Origin of the sequence: Actinocorallia herbida (assembly GCF_003751225.1) — a bacterium.
GTDB lineage: Bacteria > Actinomycetota > Actinomycetes > Streptosporangiales > Streptosporangiaceae > Actinocorallia > Actinocorallia herbida.
In genome coordinates, this window is record NZ_RJKE01000001.1 from 4,258,164 (window position 1) to 4,277,711 (window position 19,548).

At 71.7% G+C, this 19,548-nt stretch carries 19 protein-coding genes and 1 pseudogene; 4 read left to right on the forward strand and 16 right to left on the reverse strand.

The window, feature by feature from the left end:
• Nucleotides 1–19 precede the first annotated feature (19 nt).
• The 14 genes from EDD29_RS19675 to EDD29_RS19740 form a co-directional block, all read right to left on the reverse strand.
• Nucleotides 20–1,330 carry a cation:proton antiporter gene (locus tag EDD29_RS19675; RefSeq protein ID WP_123670575.1) on the reverse strand — a complete coding sequence of 437 codons (1,311 nt, stop codon included), beginning with the start codon at nucleotides 1,328–1,330 and terminating at the stop codon, nucleotides 20–22.
• Nucleotides 1,327–2,043 (reverse strand): hypothetical protein, encoded by a 717-nt coding sequence (locus EDD29_RS19680; protein ID WP_123665818.1) that lies wholly within the window; start codon nucleotides 2,041–2,043, stop codon nucleotides 1,327–1,329. The genes EDD29_RS19675 and EDD29_RS19680 overlap by 4 nt, the downstream gene beginning before the upstream one ends.
• The gene (locus tag EDD29_RS19685; protein WP_123665819.1) at nucleotides 2,040–3,446 is read right to left on the reverse strand and encodes a DUF6025 family protein; all 1,407 of its coding nucleotides are present in this window, start codon (nucleotides 3,444–3,446) and stop codon (nucleotides 2,040–2,042) included. The genes EDD29_RS19680 and EDD29_RS19685 overlap by 4 nt, the downstream gene beginning before the upstream one ends.
• Complete coding sequence (locus tag EDD29_RS19690; protein ID WP_123665820.1) at nucleotides 3,443–4,162, reverse strand: aspartate/glutamate racemase family protein; 720 nt, start codon at nucleotides 4,160–4,162, stop codon at nucleotides 3,443–3,445. Before EDD29_RS19690 ends, EDD29_RS19685 begins: the two co-directional genes overlap by 4 nt.
• Nucleotides 4,159–4,896, reverse strand: a complete 738-nt coding sequence (locus EDD29_RS19695) for a TauD/TfdA family dioxygenase (protein WP_123665821.1) — start codon at nucleotides 4,894–4,896, stop codon at nucleotides 4,159–4,161. Before EDD29_RS19695 ends, EDD29_RS19690 begins: the two co-directional genes overlap by 4 nt.
• Complete coding sequence (locus tag EDD29_RS19700) at nucleotides 4,893–5,774, reverse strand: alpha/beta fold hydrolase (RefSeq protein ID WP_123665822.1); 882 nt, start codon at nucleotides 5,772–5,774, stop codon at nucleotides 4,893–4,895. Before EDD29_RS19700 ends, EDD29_RS19695 begins: the two co-directional genes overlap by 4 nt.
• The gene (locus tag EDD29_RS19705; RefSeq protein WP_123665823.1) at nucleotides 5,771–6,556 is read right to left on the reverse strand and encodes an alpha/beta fold hydrolase; all 786 of its coding nucleotides are present in this window, start codon (nucleotides 6,554–6,556) and stop codon (nucleotides 5,771–5,773) included. The genes EDD29_RS19700 and EDD29_RS19705 overlap by 4 nt, the downstream gene beginning before the upstream one ends.
• 17 nt (nucleotides 6,557–6,573) lie before the next feature.
• The gene (locus tag EDD29_RS19710) at nucleotides 6,574–8,136 is read right to left on the reverse strand and encodes an AMP-binding protein (protein WP_123665824.1); all 1,563 of its coding nucleotides are present in this window, start codon (nucleotides 8,134–8,136) and stop codon (nucleotides 6,574–6,576) included.
• Nucleotides 8,133–8,801, reverse strand: a complete 669-nt coding sequence (locus tag EDD29_RS19715) for an iron-containing redox enzyme family protein (protein WP_123665825.1) — start codon at nucleotides 8,799–8,801, stop codon at nucleotides 8,133–8,135. Before EDD29_RS19715 ends, EDD29_RS19710 begins: the two co-directional genes overlap by 4 nt.
• A 2-nt stretch (nucleotides 8,802–8,803) precedes the next feature.
• Entirely contained in the window at nucleotides 8,804–9,493 is a 690-nt protein-coding gene (locus tag EDD29_RS19720; RefSeq protein WP_123665826.1) for a ferritin family protein, read from the reverse strand.
• A complete protein-coding gene (locus EDD29_RS19725) occupies nucleotides 9,490–10,056 on the reverse strand; it encodes a carboxymuconolactone decarboxylase family protein (RefSeq protein WP_123665827.1) in 567 nt (188 codons plus the stop codon). The genes EDD29_RS19720 and EDD29_RS19725 overlap by 4 nt, the downstream gene beginning before the upstream one ends.
• Nucleotides 10,043–11,647: a tryptophan 7-halogenase gene (locus tag EDD29_RS19730; protein WP_170201471.1), complete on the reverse strand. Its 1,605-nt coding sequence runs from the start codon at nucleotides 11,645–11,647 to the stop codon at nucleotides 10,043–10,045. Before EDD29_RS19730 ends, EDD29_RS19725 begins: the two co-directional genes overlap by 14 nt.
• Nucleotides 11,648–11,659: 12 nt before the next feature.
• Nucleotides 11,660–12,373 carry an N-acyl amino acid synthase FeeM domain-containing protein gene (locus tag EDD29_RS19735; RefSeq protein ID WP_123665829.1) on the reverse strand — a complete coding sequence of 238 codons (714 nt, stop codon included), beginning with the start codon at nucleotides 12,371–12,373 and terminating at the stop codon, nucleotides 11,660–11,662.
• A gap of 364 nt (nucleotides 12,374–12,737) precedes the next feature.
• Nucleotides 12,738–13,970, reverse strand: coding sequence for an MFS transporter (locus tag EDD29_RS19740; RefSeq protein WP_170201472.1), 1,233 nt, complete (start codon nucleotides 13,968–13,970; stop codon nucleotides 12,738–12,740).
• A gap of 461 nt (nucleotides 13,971–14,431) precedes the next feature.
• Here EDD29_RS19740 and EDD29_RS48135 point away from each other — a divergent pair.
• Both EDD29_RS48135 and EDD29_RS46980 read left to right on the forward strand, forming a co-directional pair.
• A pseudogene (locus tag EDD29_RS48135) lies at nucleotides 14,432–14,779 on the forward strand (DUF4158 domain-containing protein); the annotation flags it as partial.
• A gap of 50 nt (nucleotides 14,780–14,829) precedes the next feature.
• Nucleotides 14,830–15,876 carry a hypothetical protein gene (locus EDD29_RS46980; RefSeq protein ID WP_246052863.1) on the forward strand — a complete coding sequence of 349 codons (1,047 nt, stop codon included), beginning with the start codon at nucleotides 14,830–14,832 and terminating at the stop codon, nucleotides 15,874–15,876.
• 233 nt (nucleotides 15,877–16,109) lie between these two features.
• On the opposite strand, the gene EDD29_RS19755 is transcribed toward EDD29_RS46980, so the two are convergent.
• Entirely contained in the window at nucleotides 16,110–16,922 is an 813-nt protein-coding gene (locus tag EDD29_RS19755; protein ID WP_123665833.1) for an MBL fold metallo-hydrolase, read from the reverse strand.
• A 47-nt stretch (nucleotides 16,923–16,969) separates the two neighbouring features.
• Here EDD29_RS19755 and EDD29_RS19760 point away from each other — a divergent pair, with 47 nt between their 5' ends.
• Together EDD29_RS19760 and EDD29_RS19765 are read left to right on the forward strand one after the other, a co-directional pair.
• Entirely contained in the window at nucleotides 16,970–17,422 is a 453-nt protein-coding gene (locus tag EDD29_RS19760; protein WP_123665834.1) for a MerR family transcriptional regulator, read from the forward strand.
• 110 nt (nucleotides 17,423–17,532) lie between these two features.
• The gene (locus EDD29_RS19765) at nucleotides 17,533–18,504 is read left to right on the forward strand and encodes a Tn3 family transposase (RefSeq protein ID WP_170201473.1); all 972 of its coding nucleotides are present in this window, start codon (nucleotides 17,533–17,535) and stop codon (nucleotides 18,502–18,504) included.
• Between the two features lie 305 nt (nucleotides 18,505–18,809).
• Here EDD29_RS19765 and EDD29_RS19770 read toward each other — a convergent pair whose 3' ends face one another.
• Entirely contained in the window at nucleotides 18,810–19,310 is a 501-nt protein-coding gene (locus EDD29_RS19770; protein WP_123665836.1) for a peptidylprolyl isomerase, read from the reverse strand.
• Nucleotides 19,311–19,548: the final 238 nt, after the last annotated feature.

Here is a 19,548-nt window from a genome sequence, read left to right on the forward strand (position 1 = left end):
CGGCCCGGGTCCCGCGTGCTCACGGCGCGGGTTCCCGGCTCAGGCCGAACTCGCGGGCCCGCATCTCCTCCTCGGCCGTCTGCTCCACCCGGCGCATGGTCCACCGCAGGACGGGCGGGGCCATCAGCGACGTCACCACCGCGACCAGCACGATGATCGTGTACATGCGGGACGACAGGACGCCGATGCGCAGCCCCACGGTGGCGATGACGATCTCGATGACGCCGCGGGCGTTGAGTCCGGCGCCGAGCGCGATCGCCTCCCACCGGTTGAGCCCGGCCAGGAGCGCGCCGAGGTAGGCGCCGACGAACTTGCCGACGATCGCCAGGAGCAGCACGAGCAGGGCCCAGCCGAGGGCGGCGGGCGAGGCGAGCGCCGACAGGTCGATGCGCAGTCCCGCCGTGGCGAAGAACACCGGCGCGAGGACGCCCAGGACCACCGTGCGCAGCGGCGCGAGCAGGGCGGGTCGTGCCGCGCCGCTCGCGCGGATCGCCATCCCGCACACGAACACGCCGAAGACCGCCTCGAGGCCGAGCGCGTGGGTGCCCGCGGCCGCCAGCAGCATCAGCAGGACGACGACGCCGGTCGCGACGGGCGGCTCCCCCGCCACATCGGCCCTGGCCAGCACGGTGCGGGCGACGGGCCTGACCACCAGCCACGCGACGAGCCCCACGACCACGACGCAGGCCGCAGACAGCGCGGTCCGGCCGACGCCCGCCCCGGACGCCGCCATGGCCGAGACGACCGAGAGCAGCAGCCAGCCGGCGATGTCGTCGACCATGGCGGCGGCGAGGGTGAGCTGGCCGGTGTTGCGGTGCAGGAGGTTCATGTCGGTGAGCGTCTTGGCGATCACCGGGATGGCGCTGACGCACAGGGCGACGCCGAGGAACAGCGCGAACGCCGTCCGGTCGGCCGCCGGGCCGTGGAACGCGACGGGCAGGGCGAGTCCGACGGCGATCCCGAGGGCGAGCGGGATGACCAGGCTCGCGCCGCTGACGTAGGCGGCGGTGCGGCCCCTGCGGCGGACGAGCCCGAGGTCCATCTGCGCGCCGGTGATCCCGACCAGCAGCAGGACGCCGATCTGCCCGACGGCGTCGAGCAGGTGGAACTGCGCGGGGTCACGGGGGAACAGCCATTCCATCGCCCCGGGCGCGGTCTGCCCGAGGATCGAGGGGCCGAGCAGCACGCCCGCCAGCAGCTCCCCGGCGACGGCGGGCCAGCCGAGCCGGACCGCGAGCCTGCCGAGCCCGACGGCGACGGCCAGCAGCAGGCCGGTCTGGAGGAGGAACAGCAGCAGGGTGTGGCTGCTCATCGGCGGGACCGCGCTCATCGGCGCCACCGCCCGGCGGCCCGGCACACCAGGGTGCGCTGCGTGCCCGGATGCAGCCGGTAGTCGGCCTCGACGAGGGAGGTCCCGATCCCCGCGGCCGCCAGGTCGGCGCGCAGCGCGGGCAGGTGCGGGTACGGGCGGCCGTCGGCGTCGGTCACGGGGTGGATCCGGACCTCGCGCGCCACCCTGACGAGTTCGGCGACCGCGCGCCGGTGCCATGCGGGGTCGAACAGGCCGGCGTAGACGAACAGCAGGTTCGGCACCAGGGCGAGGTCGAAGGCACCGTCGGGGAACGGCAGGTCCGGGAGGGCCGCGTCGAGGTAGTTCTCCCGGTCGAGGGCGTAGTCGACGAGGAACCTCTGGGCGGCCCGTTCCCTGCGCCGCACGTATTGCGCGAGCCCGCCCGTCCAGGAGAAGTCGTACAGGTGCGGGACTGCGTGGGCACGGCGCACGCCCCGGTCGAGCTCCTCCTGGACGCGCAGGGTCAGCGCCGCGGGCTCGAGCGCGTAGATCGGGTCGACGGACACGGCCCGGCCTCCGCGTTCTCTGACCCGGAATCCGAAGTCTCCCGCCCCGCCCGGGCAGTCGAGGATCCGTGCCGTGTCCAGTGTGGTGTCGTCGAGGGCGAACATCGCCCGGTACTCCGCGAAGTCGCGGGAGGTCACCAGGACGCGGTCGAGCGCCGCGGGGGCGGCGTCGACTGACTTGCTCATCGGTTCTCCTTTCCGGCCGCGGCTGCGGCATTGATCAGCGAGTCGACCGTCAGGCAGGCCTGGGCGACGCTCAGCGCGGCGAGGCCCGCGGGTTCACGGAGCTTGGCCTCGGGCAGGGGCGCGGCGCTGAGGCGGCTGCGCCACGCGAGGCGGTCGCGCAGGGCTGTGGACAGCGGCCGGTCCGCGGTCCACGCGGCGACGGTGCGGCGGACCTCGGGTGCGAGGCGGGCCGGTGCGGACACGGCGGCGGCGCGTCCGCGCACCCGGGCCAGGAGGTCCTCCAGGGCGGCGAGGTCGGCGCCGTCCCGGTCCGGCGCCCACAGCAGGAACGGGGCGACGGGCGCGATGACGAACATGACGGGTGACACCCAGGGCAGGGACTCCACCAGCGCGTCGTACATCCAGGCGGCTTTGGGGGCGTGCCGGGCGAAGTAGCCCTTCGATCCGGGCGGGTGCCCGGCCATGGCCAGCGCGCCCCACTGGACGTGCACGTCCGGCCGGCCGTCCCCTGCCGGGCGGCCTTCGGGCCGGTGCGCGCCCAGGACGGCGTAGGTGAGCGCCACGACGTCCACGCCCGCCAGCGGGACGGCTTCGGGCAGCGCGCGCATGACCGCGTCGAAGTCGTCGGTCGCGGTCGCCGCGTCCACGGCGAGCAGGGCGGTCCGCGCGACGTCGGCGGCGGACCCGTACCAGGTGTCGCCCATGCGGAAGCCCCGCCCGTCCCGGACGAGCGGGGCCCGCACCACCCGGCCGTCGCGCCGGGCGGCCCGCGAGAACACCTGGGCGAGCGCGCGGTCGTCGGGCGCCCGCTCCACGAGGGTGGTGAGGATCCGCGTGACGCGGTGTCGGTGCCGCGCCCACAGGTCGGAGTGGTACTCGATGGGCACGGGCGCCCGCTCGCGGGTGCGGTGCAGGTGCAGCAGCGGGAGCTCGGTCCCGTTCCACCGGGTCTTCACCAGCGGCAGGAACAGGGGCTCGGCCCGGTCGTGCGGGACGAACCCGCCGCCTTTCCAGCGCAGTAGCGGCAGCGTCTCGCGGATCCCGCCGCGGACCAGGGAGCCGGGAAGGAAGAGGGTGTCGCCGCCGTCGAGCGCGGCGGTCTCGGTCTGGGTGAAGTCGTACAGGAGGGGGCGGCCGGCGCGGAGGTCGCGGCAGACGACCGCGTTGTAGTCCAGCATGGTGCTGCGGCCGCTCCAGATGTCGCCCCAGTCGGCGGCGTGGCCGGTGCGCGGCGGGCTGCCGGGTGCGGCGCGCAGCGTCTCGACCGCGGCGCCGAGCGGCAGGTCGGACCTGCCGAGGTGGCGCCAGGCGAGGCCGCGCGACCGGGTGGTGAGGGCGGCCCAGTCCGCGCGGGTGGACGCGTCGCCGAACCCGAGGCCGGCCAGGAGGTCGAGTCCGTTCACGGCGGTGCCGCCCCTTCGGCCGGGGCTGCGTGCCGCGCCCGGTCCAGGACGGCGCGGGCCAGGATCCGGGACACGTCGTGCCCGCCGGTGCGCGCGGCCTCCGCGAGGGGCGACAGGTCGGTGCAGGCGATGACCAGGGCGTCGGCGTCGGCCTGCCAGGGTTCGGCGAGGACGCGGGTGAGGCGGCGGGCCGCGCCGGGCGTCACTCCCTCGGCCTTGACCTCGCGGACCAGGGCGTCGAGTTCGTGCTGGGCGGGGTCGTCGGGGTGGCGCGGGTCGAGGCCCGCGGCGCGCAGCGGACCGTCCAGCAGCGCGAGGCGCCGGGCGGGACCGGTGCCCGCGAGCGCGGGCCGCCGCACCCCGGCGCGCGCCAGTGCCGCCGCGACCGCGGTGCGGGCGTCCACGAGCGGGACGCCCACCGCGGCGCGCAACTCGTCGTAGTAGGCGTGGGTGGTGATGGAGGTGAGGGCGAGGACCCCGCAGCCCAGGCCCTCCAGGCGGCGGGCGACGGTGCTGAGCCGGGGCAGCGGGGACGGGCCCCGGCCGAGCAGGTGGTCGAGCCTGCTCGGAACGGCGGGGTCGGCGATGAGAACGGTCTCGGGATGGCCCGCGTCGTCGACGGCGCCCGCCGCCTCGACGAGGTGCCGGTAGAAGGTCGCGCCCGCCAGCGGGCCGAGCCCGCCGATGACGCCGATGGAGAGCGCGTAGGACGTCATGTGCCCAGCAGCACCCGTTTGAGGTGGCGGCGCCGGTCCAGGAACGCGTTCCTGGAGTGCAGCATCCGCCAGTTGTCCCAGACCAGGAGGTCACCGCGGGCCAGCGCGACCGGGGTGTGCGCGGCGGCGAACAGCGCGGCGCCTTCGCGCAGGTAGCGCCCGAGGAGCTCCCCGTCCGCGCCGGACGGGGAGGCGTCCGGCGCCGGGCGGACGTTGTTCTGCGAGTACCGCAGGATCGCCCTGCCGTCGTGCTCGGCGAGGATCGGGTGGCCCGCGCGCAGCGCCACCCCGCGCCGGGCCAGGCCCTCGCTGGACCGCCAGACATAGCGGGTCCGCCGCATCCGGCCCCGGTCGGCCGCGCTGAACCTGGCCAGCAGCGCTCGGCCGTCGGCGAGGGTGGTCTCGCCGCCCGGCCCCTCGGCCGGGCGGACACACCACAGCGCGACGTAGCGGGGCGGCCTTCCCGGCAGTTCATAGCCCTCGGTGTGCGGGACGAGCGCCCGGGTGTTGCGCGAGTGGTAGACGTCGTCCATGTCCGGTTCGGGGACGAGGTCCCACACCGGGCGGCCGTCGTACTGCGGGAGCACCCGGCCGAGTCCGCGCAGCAGGTCCAGGTGGTCGAAGCCGTCGGGCAGGCCGGTCAGATGCGCGTAGCCGCGGGTGTCGAGGCCGTGCCGGACCGAGGCCAGGCCGGTGGCCGGTGCGCTGGTCCGGTCCGCGTGCCGCGCGGTCATGTGCCGTCGTCCGGGCGGGTTCCGGTGTCCTCGGCGAGGAACCTCAGGACGGCGTCGGTGACTTCGGCGGGGCGTTCCTCCTGGGGGAAGTCGCCGCAGCCGGGCAGGACGAGCAGCCGGGAGTGCGGCAGGAGGGTCGCGAAGCGGCGGCCGGTCGTGACCGGGACGAGCGGGTCGGCCTCGCCGAAGACGAGCAGGGTCGGCACGGGCAGGCCGCGGAGCGGTTCGGCGAGGGCGTCGAAGCCGGGTCCGTAGCTCATCCGCATGCCGAGCCCGAAGACCGCCATCGAGTGGCCGCGCCGCCGCAGGTGGGCGTGGTAGTAGGCGAGCGCCTCGGGGTCGTGCTGGTGGCCGGGGCCGTGCGCGGCCCGCCAGCGCTCCTCGAACGGGCCGCGCGGGAAGACCCGCGCAAGGAGCCGCCCGGCGACGGGCGTGGCGAGCAGCCGGTAGAGGGTGAGGTTGGCCGCGGTCTCCCCGAGCACCCCCGCGGCCATGACGACGAGCCGGGACACCCGTTCCGGCCTGCGCGCGGCGAACCAGGCGGCGAGCGAGCCGCCCATCTGGCTGCCGACGAGGACGGCTTCGGGCAGGTCCAGCGCGTCGAGGAGGTCGGCCAGCAGGTCCGCGGACCGGTCGGCGGACCAGGCGCGGCCGCGCGGGGCCGGGGACTCGCCGCTGCCGGGCAGGTCCACGAGGATCACCCGGTGGTCGCGGGCGAGCGCGGGGCTCACGTTCCGCCAGGTGTGCGCGGAGGTGAGGAAGCCGTGCAGCAGCACCAGCGGCGGCCCGTCGGCCGGGCCCTCCTCGCGGACGTGCACGTCGGCGTCGCGCAGCCGCAGGAGGCGGCCGCGGGCCCGGTCGGGCGCGGCCGTGCTCATCGCGCCTCCTTCAGGAAGTCCAGGAGCGCGTCGTTGAACAGGCGGGGCGACTCGACCGGCGGGATGTGCGCGGAGGGAAGCAGGACGGTGCGCGCGCCCGGCACGAGGCCGGCGAGCTCCTCGGTGGCCACGACGGGGAAGAGCATGTCCTGGATCCCGCCGACGACCAGCGTCGGGCAGGGCGGCTCGGTGAGCCAGGTGGTGCTGTCGTGCGTGCGGGCCTGCCCGTAGATGCTGCGCAGCGCGGCGGTGGTGTACTGGTCGAACATCGCCTGCTTGAGCGCGCCCTGCCTGCGGTCGAGCACCTCGTAGTTGGCGGCGGAGAACAGGAAGCTCTTCAGCACCTCCCAGAAGTTCGCCAGGTCGTCGCGCTCCAGGAAGCCGTACAGCATCCGCAGGAACAGCTCGGTGGACTCGCGGGCCTTGGCGAACGTGGCGACCAGCGCCAGCGCCGACAGCCGCTCGGGATGACGGGCCGCGAAGTGCTGGGCGACGAGGCCGCCGTGGGACAGCCCGGCGACCGCCGCCTTGTCGTGCCCGAGCGCGGTGAGCAGCTCGGCGAGGTCGTCGGCGTGCTCGGCGTTCGTGGGGAACCCGGTGGTCGACGGGGAGTCGCCGAACCCGCGCATGTCATAGGTGATGACGGTGTACTGCTTGCTCAGCACGGCGGTCTGCCGCATCCAGGTGCCGCCCAGGGTGGTCAGCAGCACCAGCGGGGGGCCCTCGCCGCGCGCCCGGTAGCGGATCGCGCCTTCTTTGAGTTCGACGGTGTCTGTGATCACGGGCTCTTCTCCGTCCTTCAGCCGGTCCGCACGGGACGCCAGTGCGCGGTGCGCCCGTACCGCTCGTCGATCTTGTGCCGGCGGATCTTCATGGTCTCGGTGACGGTGCCCTCGGCGATCGACGGCAGCCGGTCCACCACGGCGAAGCGGCGGACCCGCTCCCACGGGTGCATCGCCGTGTTCAGCTCGGCGAGCCGCTCCCGGCAGGCCTCGGGGTCGCCGGGCGCCGCGGGGTCGAAGAACAGCAGCGCGCCCAGCGGGGCGTCGTCGAGCTTGGTCAGGACGCACTCGGCGGCGCCGGTGGCGCGTACGGCGGCCTCCTCGATGGGCCGGACGAAGACCTTCTCGCCGCTGCTGAGGGCCAGGAAGTCGCGGAGCCTGCCGCGGACGGTCAGGAACCCGTCGGCGTCCAGGCTTCCGACGTCTCCGGTGGCCGCCCACTCCTCCCGGTCCTCGGCCGGGACGATCTCGCCGTCCACGAGCCTGCCGTGCAGGAACGGGGTCGGGGTCCGCACCAGGATCTCGTCGGTGCCGGGGGCGAGCCGGACCGCGCCCCACGGGATGGGCCGCCCGACGGTGCCGACCCGGGTCCCGCCGGGGGTGTTGAGACCGACCATGCCGAGTTCGGTGGTGCCGTAGACCTCGAACACCGGCACGCCGGCCGCCAGCAGTTCGCCCAGCACCGCCGGGTCGGTGGCGGCGCTGCCGACGAACACCGCGCGGATCGCCGGGCCGAACACCGCACGCAGGTGCGCGTCGGTGTCCCCACCGTCGCGTTTGGCGGCCTCGCGGGCGCGCCAGTGCAGGTGCTGGAGTGAGCGCGGCACCCCGACGTGCAGGGTCGGGGAGAGCGCCGCGGTGTCGGCGGCGAAGTGCGCGGGATCGGACAGGATGAAGTCCATGCCCGCGCCGAGGCCCCAGTACAGCATCATCCGCTGGGGCAGGTGCGACAGCGGCAGGTAGAGCAGGAGCCGGTCGGCGCCGCCGAAGCCGTAGAGCTCGGCGAACCGGTCCATGGTGAACAGCAGGGGCGCCGGGTGCACCGCGAACAGCTTCGGCTCCGACAGGGTCCCGCTGGTGGACACGATGGTGAACGGGCCGTCGGGTGCGGGCTCGTCGGCGAAGAGCGGCTCGGTGGCCGGCTTGAGCTCGCCGTCGACGGCGGGGACGCCCTCCGGCCCGCCCCCGCCGAGGAAGATGACCTCGAATCCGGCGCGGGTGAACTCCGCGACGTAGGCGGCGCGGTCGGTGAAGACGATCCGGCAGCGGCTCTCGGCGGCGGTCGCGGTGGCCCGTTCGGGCGGTGCGCTGGGGTACAGGGCGACCGACACGGCCCCGGCCAGCAGGCAGCCGAGGTCGGCGAGCACCCAGGCGTAGGAGGTGTCGCCGTGGACGGCGACGCGGTCCCCGCCGCGCACCCCGCGGGCGCGCAGCAGGGCGGCGACGGCGAGGGCGTCCCGGTGGCACTGCGGGTAGGAGGCGCTGGTGAGAGCGCCGTCCCTGCGGAAGTGGAGGGCGCTGCCGGGTTTATCCGGCATCGCCCCCACGATCTCCCGCAGCCGGCAGGAGGCTCCGGTCACGGCGCTCCCCTGGTGGCGCCCTCGAGCGCGTCGGTGAACAGCTGGGCGTAGGCCCGCAGCGTGTATTCCCAGGTCGTCGTCATGAGCCGGTAGCGCTCAGGGCTCTGCGCGCACTGCTCGAACGCCTTCTTGACGGTCTCGATGTGCTCCTGGTCCTCCGCGGCGTGCACGCGCAGGAACGAGTTGGCCGTCTGCGCGAACTCGTACTGCCCCATCGCCGCCGCGGCCTGCGGGCCGAGCGACGCGCCGAGCCCCTCGGTCGCCGCCGCGAACCCGACGATCGCCGCCGGATCGGACATCCGCGCCAGGTAGTGGTTCTGGCCGATCATCGTCCAGGCGCCGAGTCCGGGCAGCCCGGACAGGTAGGCGTCGGGGTCGTAGTCGAGATGGCGCAGGTCCCGCACGCACAGCCGGTCGTGGTGCCGCTCGTCGATCGCGAGGTCCAGGAACCAGTCCTGGAGCCACTCCTCCTTGGCGTGCGCGGCGGCCGCGGACAGGAAGTACGGTGTCTGCCCGACGAGGAAGTAGGTCTCGCGCAGGTAGGCCGCGTAGACGGGCCTGGTGAGCTCGCCGTTCACGATCGTGTCGATGAACGGGTGCTCCACCACGAGGTTCTTCAGGACGGGTGCGACCTCGGCGAGGGCGCTGTCGTAGGCTCCGGCCATCGTCAGGCCACCTCCAGGATGCCGAGCTGGGACATGGTCTCGGTGAAGCGGGCGCGGGTGCGGGGGATGTAGTCGTCGCTGACGAAGCCCGCGTCGGCGGCCCAGCCGATCTTCTCGGCGAGTTCCCCGTTCAGGTAGCTTTCCAGGTGGTCCTGGTACCACTTGCAGTACTCGGTGGCGCGGCGCCGGTTGTCCTCGCTCTCGGCCAGCAGCCGCCGGGCGACGGTCACCCCGAACCCGACGTGCCGCCGCTCCTCCCGTTCGATCCGGTCGAACTGGTAGAAGTACTCGGGCTTGTTGCGGCCCAGCTGGTACAGCTCCTCCATCGCCAGGACGCCCTCGGCGTAGAGGTTGAGCCCGATGAGGACCTCGAGCTCGTCGTCGCTCTCGAACAGCTTGCGGAAGCGGTCGTCGATGTCCTGGATCCGGTACTTCTCGTGGTCGAAGCCGTCCCACGGCATGCCCAGCCGCTCGACGCCCTCCCGGAACAGCCTGGCGTGCGTCACCTCGTCCGAGGCGTGGTGCACCAGGTAGGACTTCTCCCGCAGGTCGGTGCGGCGCGGGATCCAGCGCGCGCACAGGTCGATGATCTCCAGCTCCGAGGAGTGGAAGTTGACGTAGACGGTGAGGATGAGGTTCCACACGTCCTCGCCGTAGGTCTCGATGATCTCTTCCATCGGCGTCTTGCTCATGGGGCGCTCCCGTCGCGCGCTGCGGCGTCGAAGAGGTCTTCGACCTCGATGTCGAGCGCCTTGAGGAATCGGCTGGTCAGGTTGTACATGCCGATCGCGACGACGATGTTGACGATCTCGGCCTCGCTGAACCGCGCGCGCAGCCGTTCGCGCAGTTCAGGGGTGGTGCCGTCCGGGTCGCGCGTCAGCGTCTCGGCCAGCTCCAGGATGAGCGCCTCGCGCTCCTCGAACACGGTCGCCCGGATCAGCGAGTCGCCGATCGCGCTCAGTTCCTTCTCGGCGACCCCCGCCCGGCGGGCGGAGGCCGTCATGTGCGCCATGCAGTAGGCGCACTCCTGGGTCTGGGCGGTGCCGAGCGCGGCCAGCGCGCGCAGCCTCGGCCCGATCGTCGGCGAGGCGTACACCTGGCCCCAGAACGGGACGAACGTCTGGAGCAGGTCGGGGCAGTGCGCGAGGGCGCGCAGGATGTTCGGGACGAAACCGTACTGCTCCTCGACCGCCTTGAACGCGGCCTGGACCTCGGGGGGCGCGTCGGCGCCGTCCGTCAGCTCAACGAACGCCATCGGGCGCCTCCCTGGCGGTGGTCAGGAACCCGTAGCTGACCGCCTCGTGCACCAGGGCCTGCGCCTGGTCGGGGGTGCTGACGCCGCTCTCGACCAGCAGGTCGATGAGCTGCGTGCCGGTGCGGTGGCCGTCGGCGCCCGCGAGCAGCGCCTCCAGCGCGGGCGAGAGGGGCACGACCGCCCCGTCGGGGGTGCTGAGCGAGCGGGCCTCGCGCAGGTAGGCGCCGTCGATCGCCAGGTCGTCCACGATCACCGCGGACCCTGCCGTCAGCGGGGTCTCCACATCGACGCCGACGCCGGTGGACTTGCCCTCGAAGATCCCCTCGATGGTGCCGCGCAGCTCCTCGGGGACGTCGAGCCGCTCCAGGTAGCGCCGATACCAGGACCGGTGGGTGAAGGCGCCGGCGATGAGCGAGATGAACGCCTTCTCCGGCGCCAGCCCCGGCACGTCGAACTGGCTGCGCGCGTGCCAGAAGTAGGAGTCCTTGCTGCTGCCGTGGCCGCTGTACAGGAAGTAGACCTGGGCGCGCAGCCGGGCGAACTCCTTGCGGTAGGCGTTCTCGTAGAACTCCAGCACCCGGGCGCGGTCGAGCTCCGGCTTGTCGAGCACGGTGTTGACCGTGGCCGCGGCGAGGAAGCCGCTGAGCATCGCCAGGTGCACGCCGGTGGAGAACAGCGGGTCGATGAAGCAGGCGGCGTCGCCGACGGCGATGTAGCCGTCCCCGGCGAACTTGTCGTAGATGTAGGACCAGTCGCGCTGGACGCGGACCGTGTCCACCTGCTCGGCGCCCTCCAGCCGGGCGGCGATCTCCGGGGTCTTCTCCAGGCACTCCTTGTAGTAGGCCTCGAGGCCGATGCCCTTGTTCTCGTTGAACGCCTGCCGGTCGACGACCGCGCCGATGCTGGTGATGTCATCGCGCAGCGGGATGAACCACCACCAGCCGTCGGAGAACGTCGGCAGGAAGGTGTTGCCCCGGTCCAGGCCCTCGCCCCGGTCGGCGCCGCGCCAGTAGCTCCAGATCGCCATGTTCTGCAGGGAGGTGTCCCACTGCTGCTCGTGCAGCCGCTTGGTCACCAGCCCGCCCTGCCCGGAGGCGTCGACGATCCAGCGTGCGGTGACCCGGCCCCGGCGGCCCTCGGCGGTGGCCTCGTAGTCGACGGTGACGGTGCCGTCGTCGGCGATGGCGAAGTCGGCGACCCGGTGCTCCTCACGGGCGTCGACGCCGTGCTCGCGGGCGTTGTTCAGCAGCAGTTCGTCGAACGAGGAGCGCTCGACCTGGTAGCCGTAGTCGTACGGCATGGCCAGGGCGTCCTTGAAGTAGACCTTCCAGGGCTCGCGCTGCTCCCCCCACACCCATTCGACGCCGTACTTCTTGATGTAGCCGTCGTTCTCCAGCGTCTCCAGGACGCCGATCCGCTTCATCAGGTCCGCGGTGCCCGACAGCAGGGACTCGCCGATGTGGTAGCGCGGGAACTTCGCGGACTCGAAGAGCACGACGCGTTTTCCGGCGTCGGACAGCAGGGTCGCGGCCATGGAACCCCCGGGGCCGCCCCCGATGACCACGACGTCGAATTCCTCGACAGGACTCACGATGCACTCCATTCAGTGGTAGACGTCGACGATTTCGTCGTACTCCATCAGGTACCGATAGAAGGGATTGGTCGTCCGGAAAGGGCGGGAGAACAGTTCTCCGACATCCAGGAGGAGCGCGACGCTGGTGCCCGCCTGCTGAAGTTCGGTGTCGATGAATTCTTTACCGGTCTCGGTGAATCCGAGTGCTTTCAGTGGGCCTATGGGAGTGGTCGGCGTCTCGGTGAAGAGATCGGCGAGAATATGCGTGATCCCCTTGCGGACGCACCAGTGCACACACGCCTTGACGAGCCCGCCGAGGACGCCGTAGGGCAGGTTCGGGTAGCGCTGGTTCCGGTGTTCCTCAAGGATCATCAGCCGCTGGCACTCGATGAGCCGGCGGCCCGGCGGCCGGAGCTCGTCGATGTTGACGAACTGCTCGACGGGCAGGCCGTCGGCCGAGTCCGCGACCAGTCGCATGGTGCCGACGACCTGGTGTCCGACCCGGACCATGAGATACGTCGAGTGGTCGTCGTAGCGGTCCTTGTGGCACGGTCCACCACCGGGCGGCAGCCAGCCGAACTCGGTGCCGTAGACCGCGTTCCAGAGCATGTCGACGGCCTCGAGATCGGCGTCGTCCGCGGCCGGGTAGACCCGCTGTGGAGAATCCGGGTCTTTGGGCTGTTCGATGAATGTCCAGCCGGTCGATCGGGTGGCCTGCTGTTCTTTCGGAAGAGCGGGATTCACGGATATGCCTTCCGTGCGAAATGACGATCATCCGGGGATGCGGTCACGAGTGCAACCAAAACAAATCCGGCAAAGCCATGTCAACGGCGACTTCGTGACGAGACTGTCACGGTGGGCTATAAGGGCAGTCCGGACCCGCATCCAAACGCAAGAATTAACTTGGCTGCAACACCTTGAATACATTTTCCATGAGACTTCTTCAAGCTTCGGAGAATCAATGACCCGGCCTCATGTGCACCGATATGGGGGCCGCGCCCGAACGATTCGAAATGGCGGCCGCGCTCCCCCGCGCCGGAAACCCCCGCCGGCCGCCGCCCCGGCACCGCACACGGCACCCGCACCCTGTCCGGCCCTGCGGGCCCCGTCAGGGGGCGGGAGCGGCGGCCCGGATCGTCGGGCTGAGCGTGGCGGCGGCCGCGATCGCCGCCATGAAGGCGGCGAGGCACAATCCGGTCGTCCGGGCGCCCGCCTGGTCGAGCAGGAGTCCGCCCGCGAGGGCGCCCAGCGGGATCGTCCCCCAGCTGACGAGCAGGACGACGCTCTTGACCCGGGCCAGCAGCCCGTCGGGGATCAGCCGGTACTGGTGGCCGACCATGACGACGTTCCACAGCGGCCCGCCGAACGCGATCGCCGCCGCGAGCCCGCACAGCACGGGGACCGGCGGGACCAGGGCCAGCGGGAGCAGCAGGACCGCCCACAGCCAGGTCAGGACGATCGCGACGCGCCCGGGCGAGGCGCGCCGGGTCAGCCGGGGCGCCGCCAGCGCTCCGGCCAGCCCGCCCGCGCCGTAGCAGCCCAGGATCAGGCCCGCCGTCGCACTCGATCCGGCGTGCCTCACGGCCAGGACGACGAGGGTCAGTTTCAGCGCCTCGACCGTGAGGTTGATCGCGCCGACGAGGGCGGTGGAGAGCCGGATGAACGGTTCGCGCGCGAGCCAGCGGAGCCCCTCGAGGAGTTCGTGGCCCAGACCGGCCGGAGGCTGTGCCCGCTCGACCCTCAGGTCCGTGCGGATGAGGAAGGTCGCGGTGAAGGAGACGGCATAAGAAAGGGCGTCGTAGACGAACGGCAACGCCTGCCCCATCCCGTAGAGAAGGCCGCCGAGCGGTGGTCCGGCCAGCCCGGCCGCACGCGACCTGGCCTCCAGATGCGCCACTGCCGCGGGCAGTTGACGGGCGGGCACCAGCGCCGGAACGACGCTCTTGTCGGCCACGCTGAAGAACACGAAGAACGTGCCCGCGGCAAAGGACGCGACCATCAGATGCGGAAACGTCAGCCGTCCCGCCCACACCGCCACCGGAATACCGCCCAGCGCAAGGCATCGGCCCGCCTCGCAGACCAGCATCACCTTCTTGCGGTCCCACCGATCCACCAGCACCCCGGCGGGCAGATAGAACAGCACATACGGCAGTGCCCCGCAGAACCCGGCCAGCCCCGCCAACGCCGGCGCCCCCGTCATCGCCATCACCAGCAACGGGAGCGCGACCCCCGTGGCCCGCACCCCCAGCTCCGAGACCAGCTGCCCGCCCCACAGCAGCACGAAGTCCCGGTTCCCCCGCAGCGACCCGCCCTCCCCTTCCGGCCCCGCGTCCCCGCCCATGACCCCCCTCAGCCCGCCCCCTTCCCAGCCTGCAACGCCCGAGCCCCATCGGCAACGCCCCGCGCACCCCGACGTGCAGGCCCCGCCCCGAGGGAGGCTTCGGCGGGCCGTGGTCAGGGTGGGCGGAGCCGGAGTTACCCGGGGCCGGGAGTCGGACATGGCGGACCGTCAGACCATCCGGTACGTCGAAACGCCGTCGTCTGCCTCCACGACGGCGACCGGATCGTCGGCGTCGCCTCCCATGCCGGCGCCCCGGCCCATCCCGCCTGATACGGGGCTTGACGAACATCGGAACGAAAAGTCCCGCTAAGGGCTGTGCTCGCAGGGAGATCCTTTCGAGGCTCTTGTGCTCCTGTGAGCTGGGCATTCGTGTCGGGTCGGGTGTGTTCGGGCGGCTGGGCTCGTAACAGTTCGATCTTCGGGCCGGGCGTGCGCTTGGGTGCGCTCTACTTTCTGGGCTGATGCCTGTTGAGTTCTTGAGTGATGTCGAGGCGGCTGCGTATGACCGGTTCTCGGGGGTTCCGTCGCGGGCGGAGCTGGAGCGGTTCTTCTTCCTGGACGATGCGGACCGGGCGCTGGTCTCTGAGCGGCGTGGTGCGCCCAGCCGGTTGGGGTGGGCGTTGCAGGTGTGCACGGTGCGGTTCGTGGGCCGGTTCCTGACCGATCCGCTGGAGGTCCCGCCTGAGGTCGTGGCGTATGTGGCGGGGCAGCTGGGGATCGGGGACGTCTCGGTGTTCCAGCGGTACGCCGAGCGGCGGGCGACGCCGTTCGAGCATCAGGACAGGATTCGGGAGGCTTATGGGCTGCGGGAGTTCGGGGAGGTGGAGGCTGAGTTCACCGCGTGGGTGGACGCGCGGGCGTGGACGACCGGAACGGCAAGAAGCTCCTGTTCCATGAGGGGACTGTGTGGCTGCGGGAGCGGAACGTCCTGCTGCCCGGGGTCTCGAGGTTGGCGCGGTTGGCGCGGGTGCGGGACGAGGCGACCGACCGGCTGCATGAGGCGCTGCACGGGGTGCTTTCGGCGCGGCAGCGTACGGTGCTGGAGCAGGTGTGGGAGGCGATCGACGAGATCGTCTCGCGCAAGGAGCTGCGGGAGGCGGTCGAGGCGGTCACCGACATGGTGCCGCCGCCCGGCGCCGACCCCGACGGAGAGGTCCGTGCGCTGCTCGCCGCGCGGATCTCGACGGTGTCGGGGTTCGTGAAGACCCTCACCACCGTCATCGAGTTCGGCGCCACGGCGGAGGCGCAGCGGGTGCTGGCGGCGATGAAGCAGCTGCCGCGGCTGCTGGACGGCCGCAAGAAGAAGGTCACCCAGGCCGACATCGACCCGGTCTTGGTGTCGGGGTCGTGGCAGCGGCTGGTGTTCAAGACCCGCTCCGACGGCTCGACGGTCGACAAGAACGCCTACGTGATGTGCGTGCTCACCCAGTCCACCGGCACCTGCGCCGCCGGGACATCTACCCGGAGGCCTCCGCCCGGTGGAAGGACCCGCGCGGCCAGCTCCTGGACGGCGCGAAGTGGCAGGCCGCCAAAGGGGCGGCGCTCACCGACCTGGGCCTGCCGGAAGAGGCGGGCCAGTTCCTGGCCGAGCACGCCCTCGTGCTGCACCAGGCGCTGCGCGACGTCGCCTCACGCCTCGGGGAGGACGGCGTCGGCGCGTCCGTCGACGAGCAGGGCCGGCTGCATGTGGCCGCGCTGTCAGCGCTGCCCGAGCCGCCGTCGCTGCTGGACCTGCGCAAGCGGGTCGCCGGGATGCTGCCGCGCGTCGACCTGCCCGAAGTGCTGCTGGAGACGATGGGCCGGGTGTCGGCCTTCACCGCGGCGTTCGGGTCGGCCGCGGGCGCGGACAGCAGGCTCGCGGACTTCGACGTCTCGCTCGCCGCCTGCCTCACCGCGCAGGCGCTGAACCTCGGGTACGCGCCGGTGGTGAAGCCCGGGGTCCCGGTAGCAACGGCCGTGAATCCAACAATGTTGCCGCTGACCTGCGGGAACTCTCATGACGCACGGCCATGCGGTGAACTTGAAGGAAGTCCGTCTGCGCAGGTCAGACCCATATCCGTGGGATTTTCGGCGATTGCTACCGGGACCCCGGACCGTCCGCCCGGCCTTCGATCCCTTCGTCCGAGGCGACGAGGTCGCCTACACCGCCGCCTGCTGGTCCGTCACCGCCGCGAACTCCCAGGGGTCGTGGGCGGAGAAAGGCGTCACTTCGTCCCCGTGATCGCGGACCAGGGCGCGGAGCCGGGACTGGGTGTCCAGGCGCAGGTCGCGGTCGATTTCGGAGCTGACCTGGACCAGGTCGAGGAGGGGGTGGGGCTCGGGATCGGGGTGGAGTTCGCGGTGGTAGTAGTAGGCGTCGCCGCAGTGCAGCAGCCAGCCGTCCGCGCCCCGGACGGCGACGCCGGTGTGTCCGGCGGTGTGGCCGCCGAGGGGGACGAGCAGGATGTCCGACGGCAGGCGGCGCGGGCGGATCGCGGGCAACCCGTACCAGGTTTCGGCTCCGTCCGGCGCGTAGGCGGCCCAGCGGGGGCCGTGGGCCCAGTGCGCGGGCCGGTAGCGGAAGCTCGGCGCCTGGGCGAGGGCCGCGTCCAGTTCGGGGGCCAGCACGTGGACCGTGGCGTCGGGGAAGTCCGGGAGACCGCCGCAGTGGTCGATGTCCAGGTGGGTGAGGACGATGTGCGCGACGTCCGAGGGATCGAAGCCGAGCCGGGCGACCTGGCGGACCGCGGTCTCCTCCTCGGCCAGCACCGGCTCGCTCATCCGCACCCAGTCGGCGCCCAGCGTGCCGTCGGGGTCGCGGACGTCGCCGAGGCCGAGGCCGGTCTCGACCAGGACGAGCCCGGCGGACGTTTCCAGCAGCAGGCAGTGGTTGACGGCGTGCGCGGCGGGCGGCCCGTCGTAGGTTGCCTCGATCCGGCGCACCGACCCGCAGTTGAGGTGATGGATTCTCATGTCGGATAGCCTGCTACTTGAAGCGCGGTTCAAGTCAAGGAGGTGGCGTGGCCGAGGATCTTCTGGACATCGGAGAGGTCGCCCGCGTGTCCGGTGTCGCGCCCTCCGCACTGCGGTTCTACGAGAAGCGTGGCCTGCTCGCGTCCGACGGCCGCAACGGACTCCGTCGCACTTACCGCGTCGCGGTCCTCGACCGCCTCGCCTTGATCGTCTGCGCCCGCACCGCGGGTTTCACGGTCGCCGAGATCGCCCGCTTCCTGGCCTCCGGCCCCGGCGACGTCGAGCTCAAGGCCCGCATGGCGACCCGCGCCCGCGAACTCGACGACCGGATCGCCCAGCTCACCCGCATGCGCGACAGCCTCCGCCACGCGGCGGGCTGCGACCACGAGCCCCTGGTCGAATGCCCCGACTTCGCAGCCGCCATCCGCCCCCCGGAGAGCCCGGCGTCCGGCACACTCCTTGACGGTTCCACCGCGCCGCCGTTCCTGGGGTCCCGGTAGCAATCGCCGAAAATCCCACGGATATGGGTCTGACCTGCGCAGATGGACTTCCTCAAGTTCACCGCATGGCCGTGCGTCATGAAAGTTCCTGCAGGTCAGCGGCAACATCGTTGGATTCACGGCCATTACTACCGGAACCCCAGCCCGGCACCGCGGCGCTGGAGCGCGGACGGCTCTCCCACGTCGCCCAGAGGTATCTGTCGGCTGAGACCTACACTGCCGCGAACGCGCCGCTCATCGAACGCCAGGCCCGGATCGGCTTCGCGGCGTCGCTGGGCGGCGGGCTGGTCGCGGCGATCGACGGGATGCGGTTCGTCGTCCCGGTCCCGATCTACACCCGCCCCGAAGTGCTCGTCACCGACACCGGCTCCTACTCCGACATCGTGTTCGGGCTCGTGCACCTGCTGGGAATGCGCTACCAGCCCGCCCTGGCCGACATCCCCGACCAGAAGGGATGGCGGATCCAGAACACCGACTACGGGCCCCTCAACCGGTTCGTGCGCGGCAAGATCGACCTGGACAAGATCCGCCGCCACTGGGGCGACATCCTGCGGGTGGTCGTGTCGATCTACACCGGCGAGGTCCGCGCCCACGACGTCCTGCGGATGATCCAGCGCGACGGCAACCCCACCCCGCTCGGCGACGCCATCGCCCACTACGGCCGGATCTTCAAAACGCTCCACATCCTCACCTACGCCGTCGAAGAGCCCTACCGCCGCGACATCAAGGGCATCCGCAACCTCCAGGAGAGCCGCCACGCCCTCGCAAGCCGGATCTTCCACAGCAAGAAGGGGGAGCTCTACCAGCGCTACTACAAGGGCATGGAGGGCCAGCTCGGCGCCCTCGGCCTCGTCCTGAACTGCGTCACCCTGTGGAACACCTGCTACCTCGACGCCGCCCTGCACCAGCTCGAAGCGCAGGGCTACCCGGTGCGCGACGAAGACGTGGCCCGCCTGTCGCCCTTCGTACGCGCGCACATCAACGTCAACGGCACCTACTCCTTCGCCCGTCCCGACCTCGGCCCCACCGGCATCCGCCCGCTCCGTGACCCCGACACCGACCAGGGCGACGACGAGCTCTAGCAACTCGCGACAGGCCACCAGGAGTGCTGCCAGGCGACCGTTGATCTTCCCGCTGGTAGTGCGGATCTTGCCTGGCGGCCGGCCTGTCACGTTCGAGCCGAAGCCGGACATGTGGCTTGTCTGAACTTGTCAAGCATGCTGGGACGGCGGCCGCTTGGCTTCAACGTGGTGTCGTGGTGGCGGTTGGATGAGCGGTGGCGGGCCGGGTGCGACGGCCCGGCCCGTGCGTGCGCGCCCGTTCTGCCGATGGACCGGCGGGGGTGCTGCGGCCCCTGCCGGTTGATGTCCTCGCGGGAGTGGGCGGGCTATTCGATGATCGCGGCGCATTCGATGACGACGTCGTTCTTGGGGACGTCCTGGTGGCCGGCCTTGGAGCCGGTGGGGGCGGCCTCGATGGCGTCAACGACGTCCTGGCCCTCGATGATGTGGCCGAAGGCGGTGTATCCCCAGCCTTGGGTGTTCTTGCCGCTGTGGTTCAGGAAGTCGTTGTCCGCGGTGTTGATGAAGAACTGGTCCGTGGCCGAGTGCGGGTCCATCGTGCGGGCCATGGCGACGCTGTACCTGGTGTTCTTCCGCCCGTTGCCGGCTTCGTTCTGGATCGGTTCGCGGGTTCCTTTCCGCCCCATGCCGGGCTCAAAGCCGCCTCCCTGGATCATGAAGCCTTTGATGACCCGGTGGAAGATCGTCCCGTTGTAGTGGCCCTCCTTGACGTATCGGAGGAAGTTCTCGGCCGTCGCAGGGGCGCTCTGGGCATCCAGGTGGATGGTGATGTCTCCGTGGTTGGTGGTCAGCTTGACCTTGGACATGAAGGTCGCCTCCTGTCGGATGTCTGCGCGGTGATCTCGGGCCTGGTGGCAGTGGAGCGGCCGGGTGTTCGGGCGCGGTGTTGCGGCCTCGGATCCGCAGCCGGGGTCAGGCCTGCCGCCCTCGGCGCCCCCACTACAAGATCACCAATGGATGCCCGAATCCTCTCCCACTCGCCGCTGAAGCAGTCTGCGAACACGCCACCTTGATCAACGGAGACGGCCCCGCATCCCCTGGGTC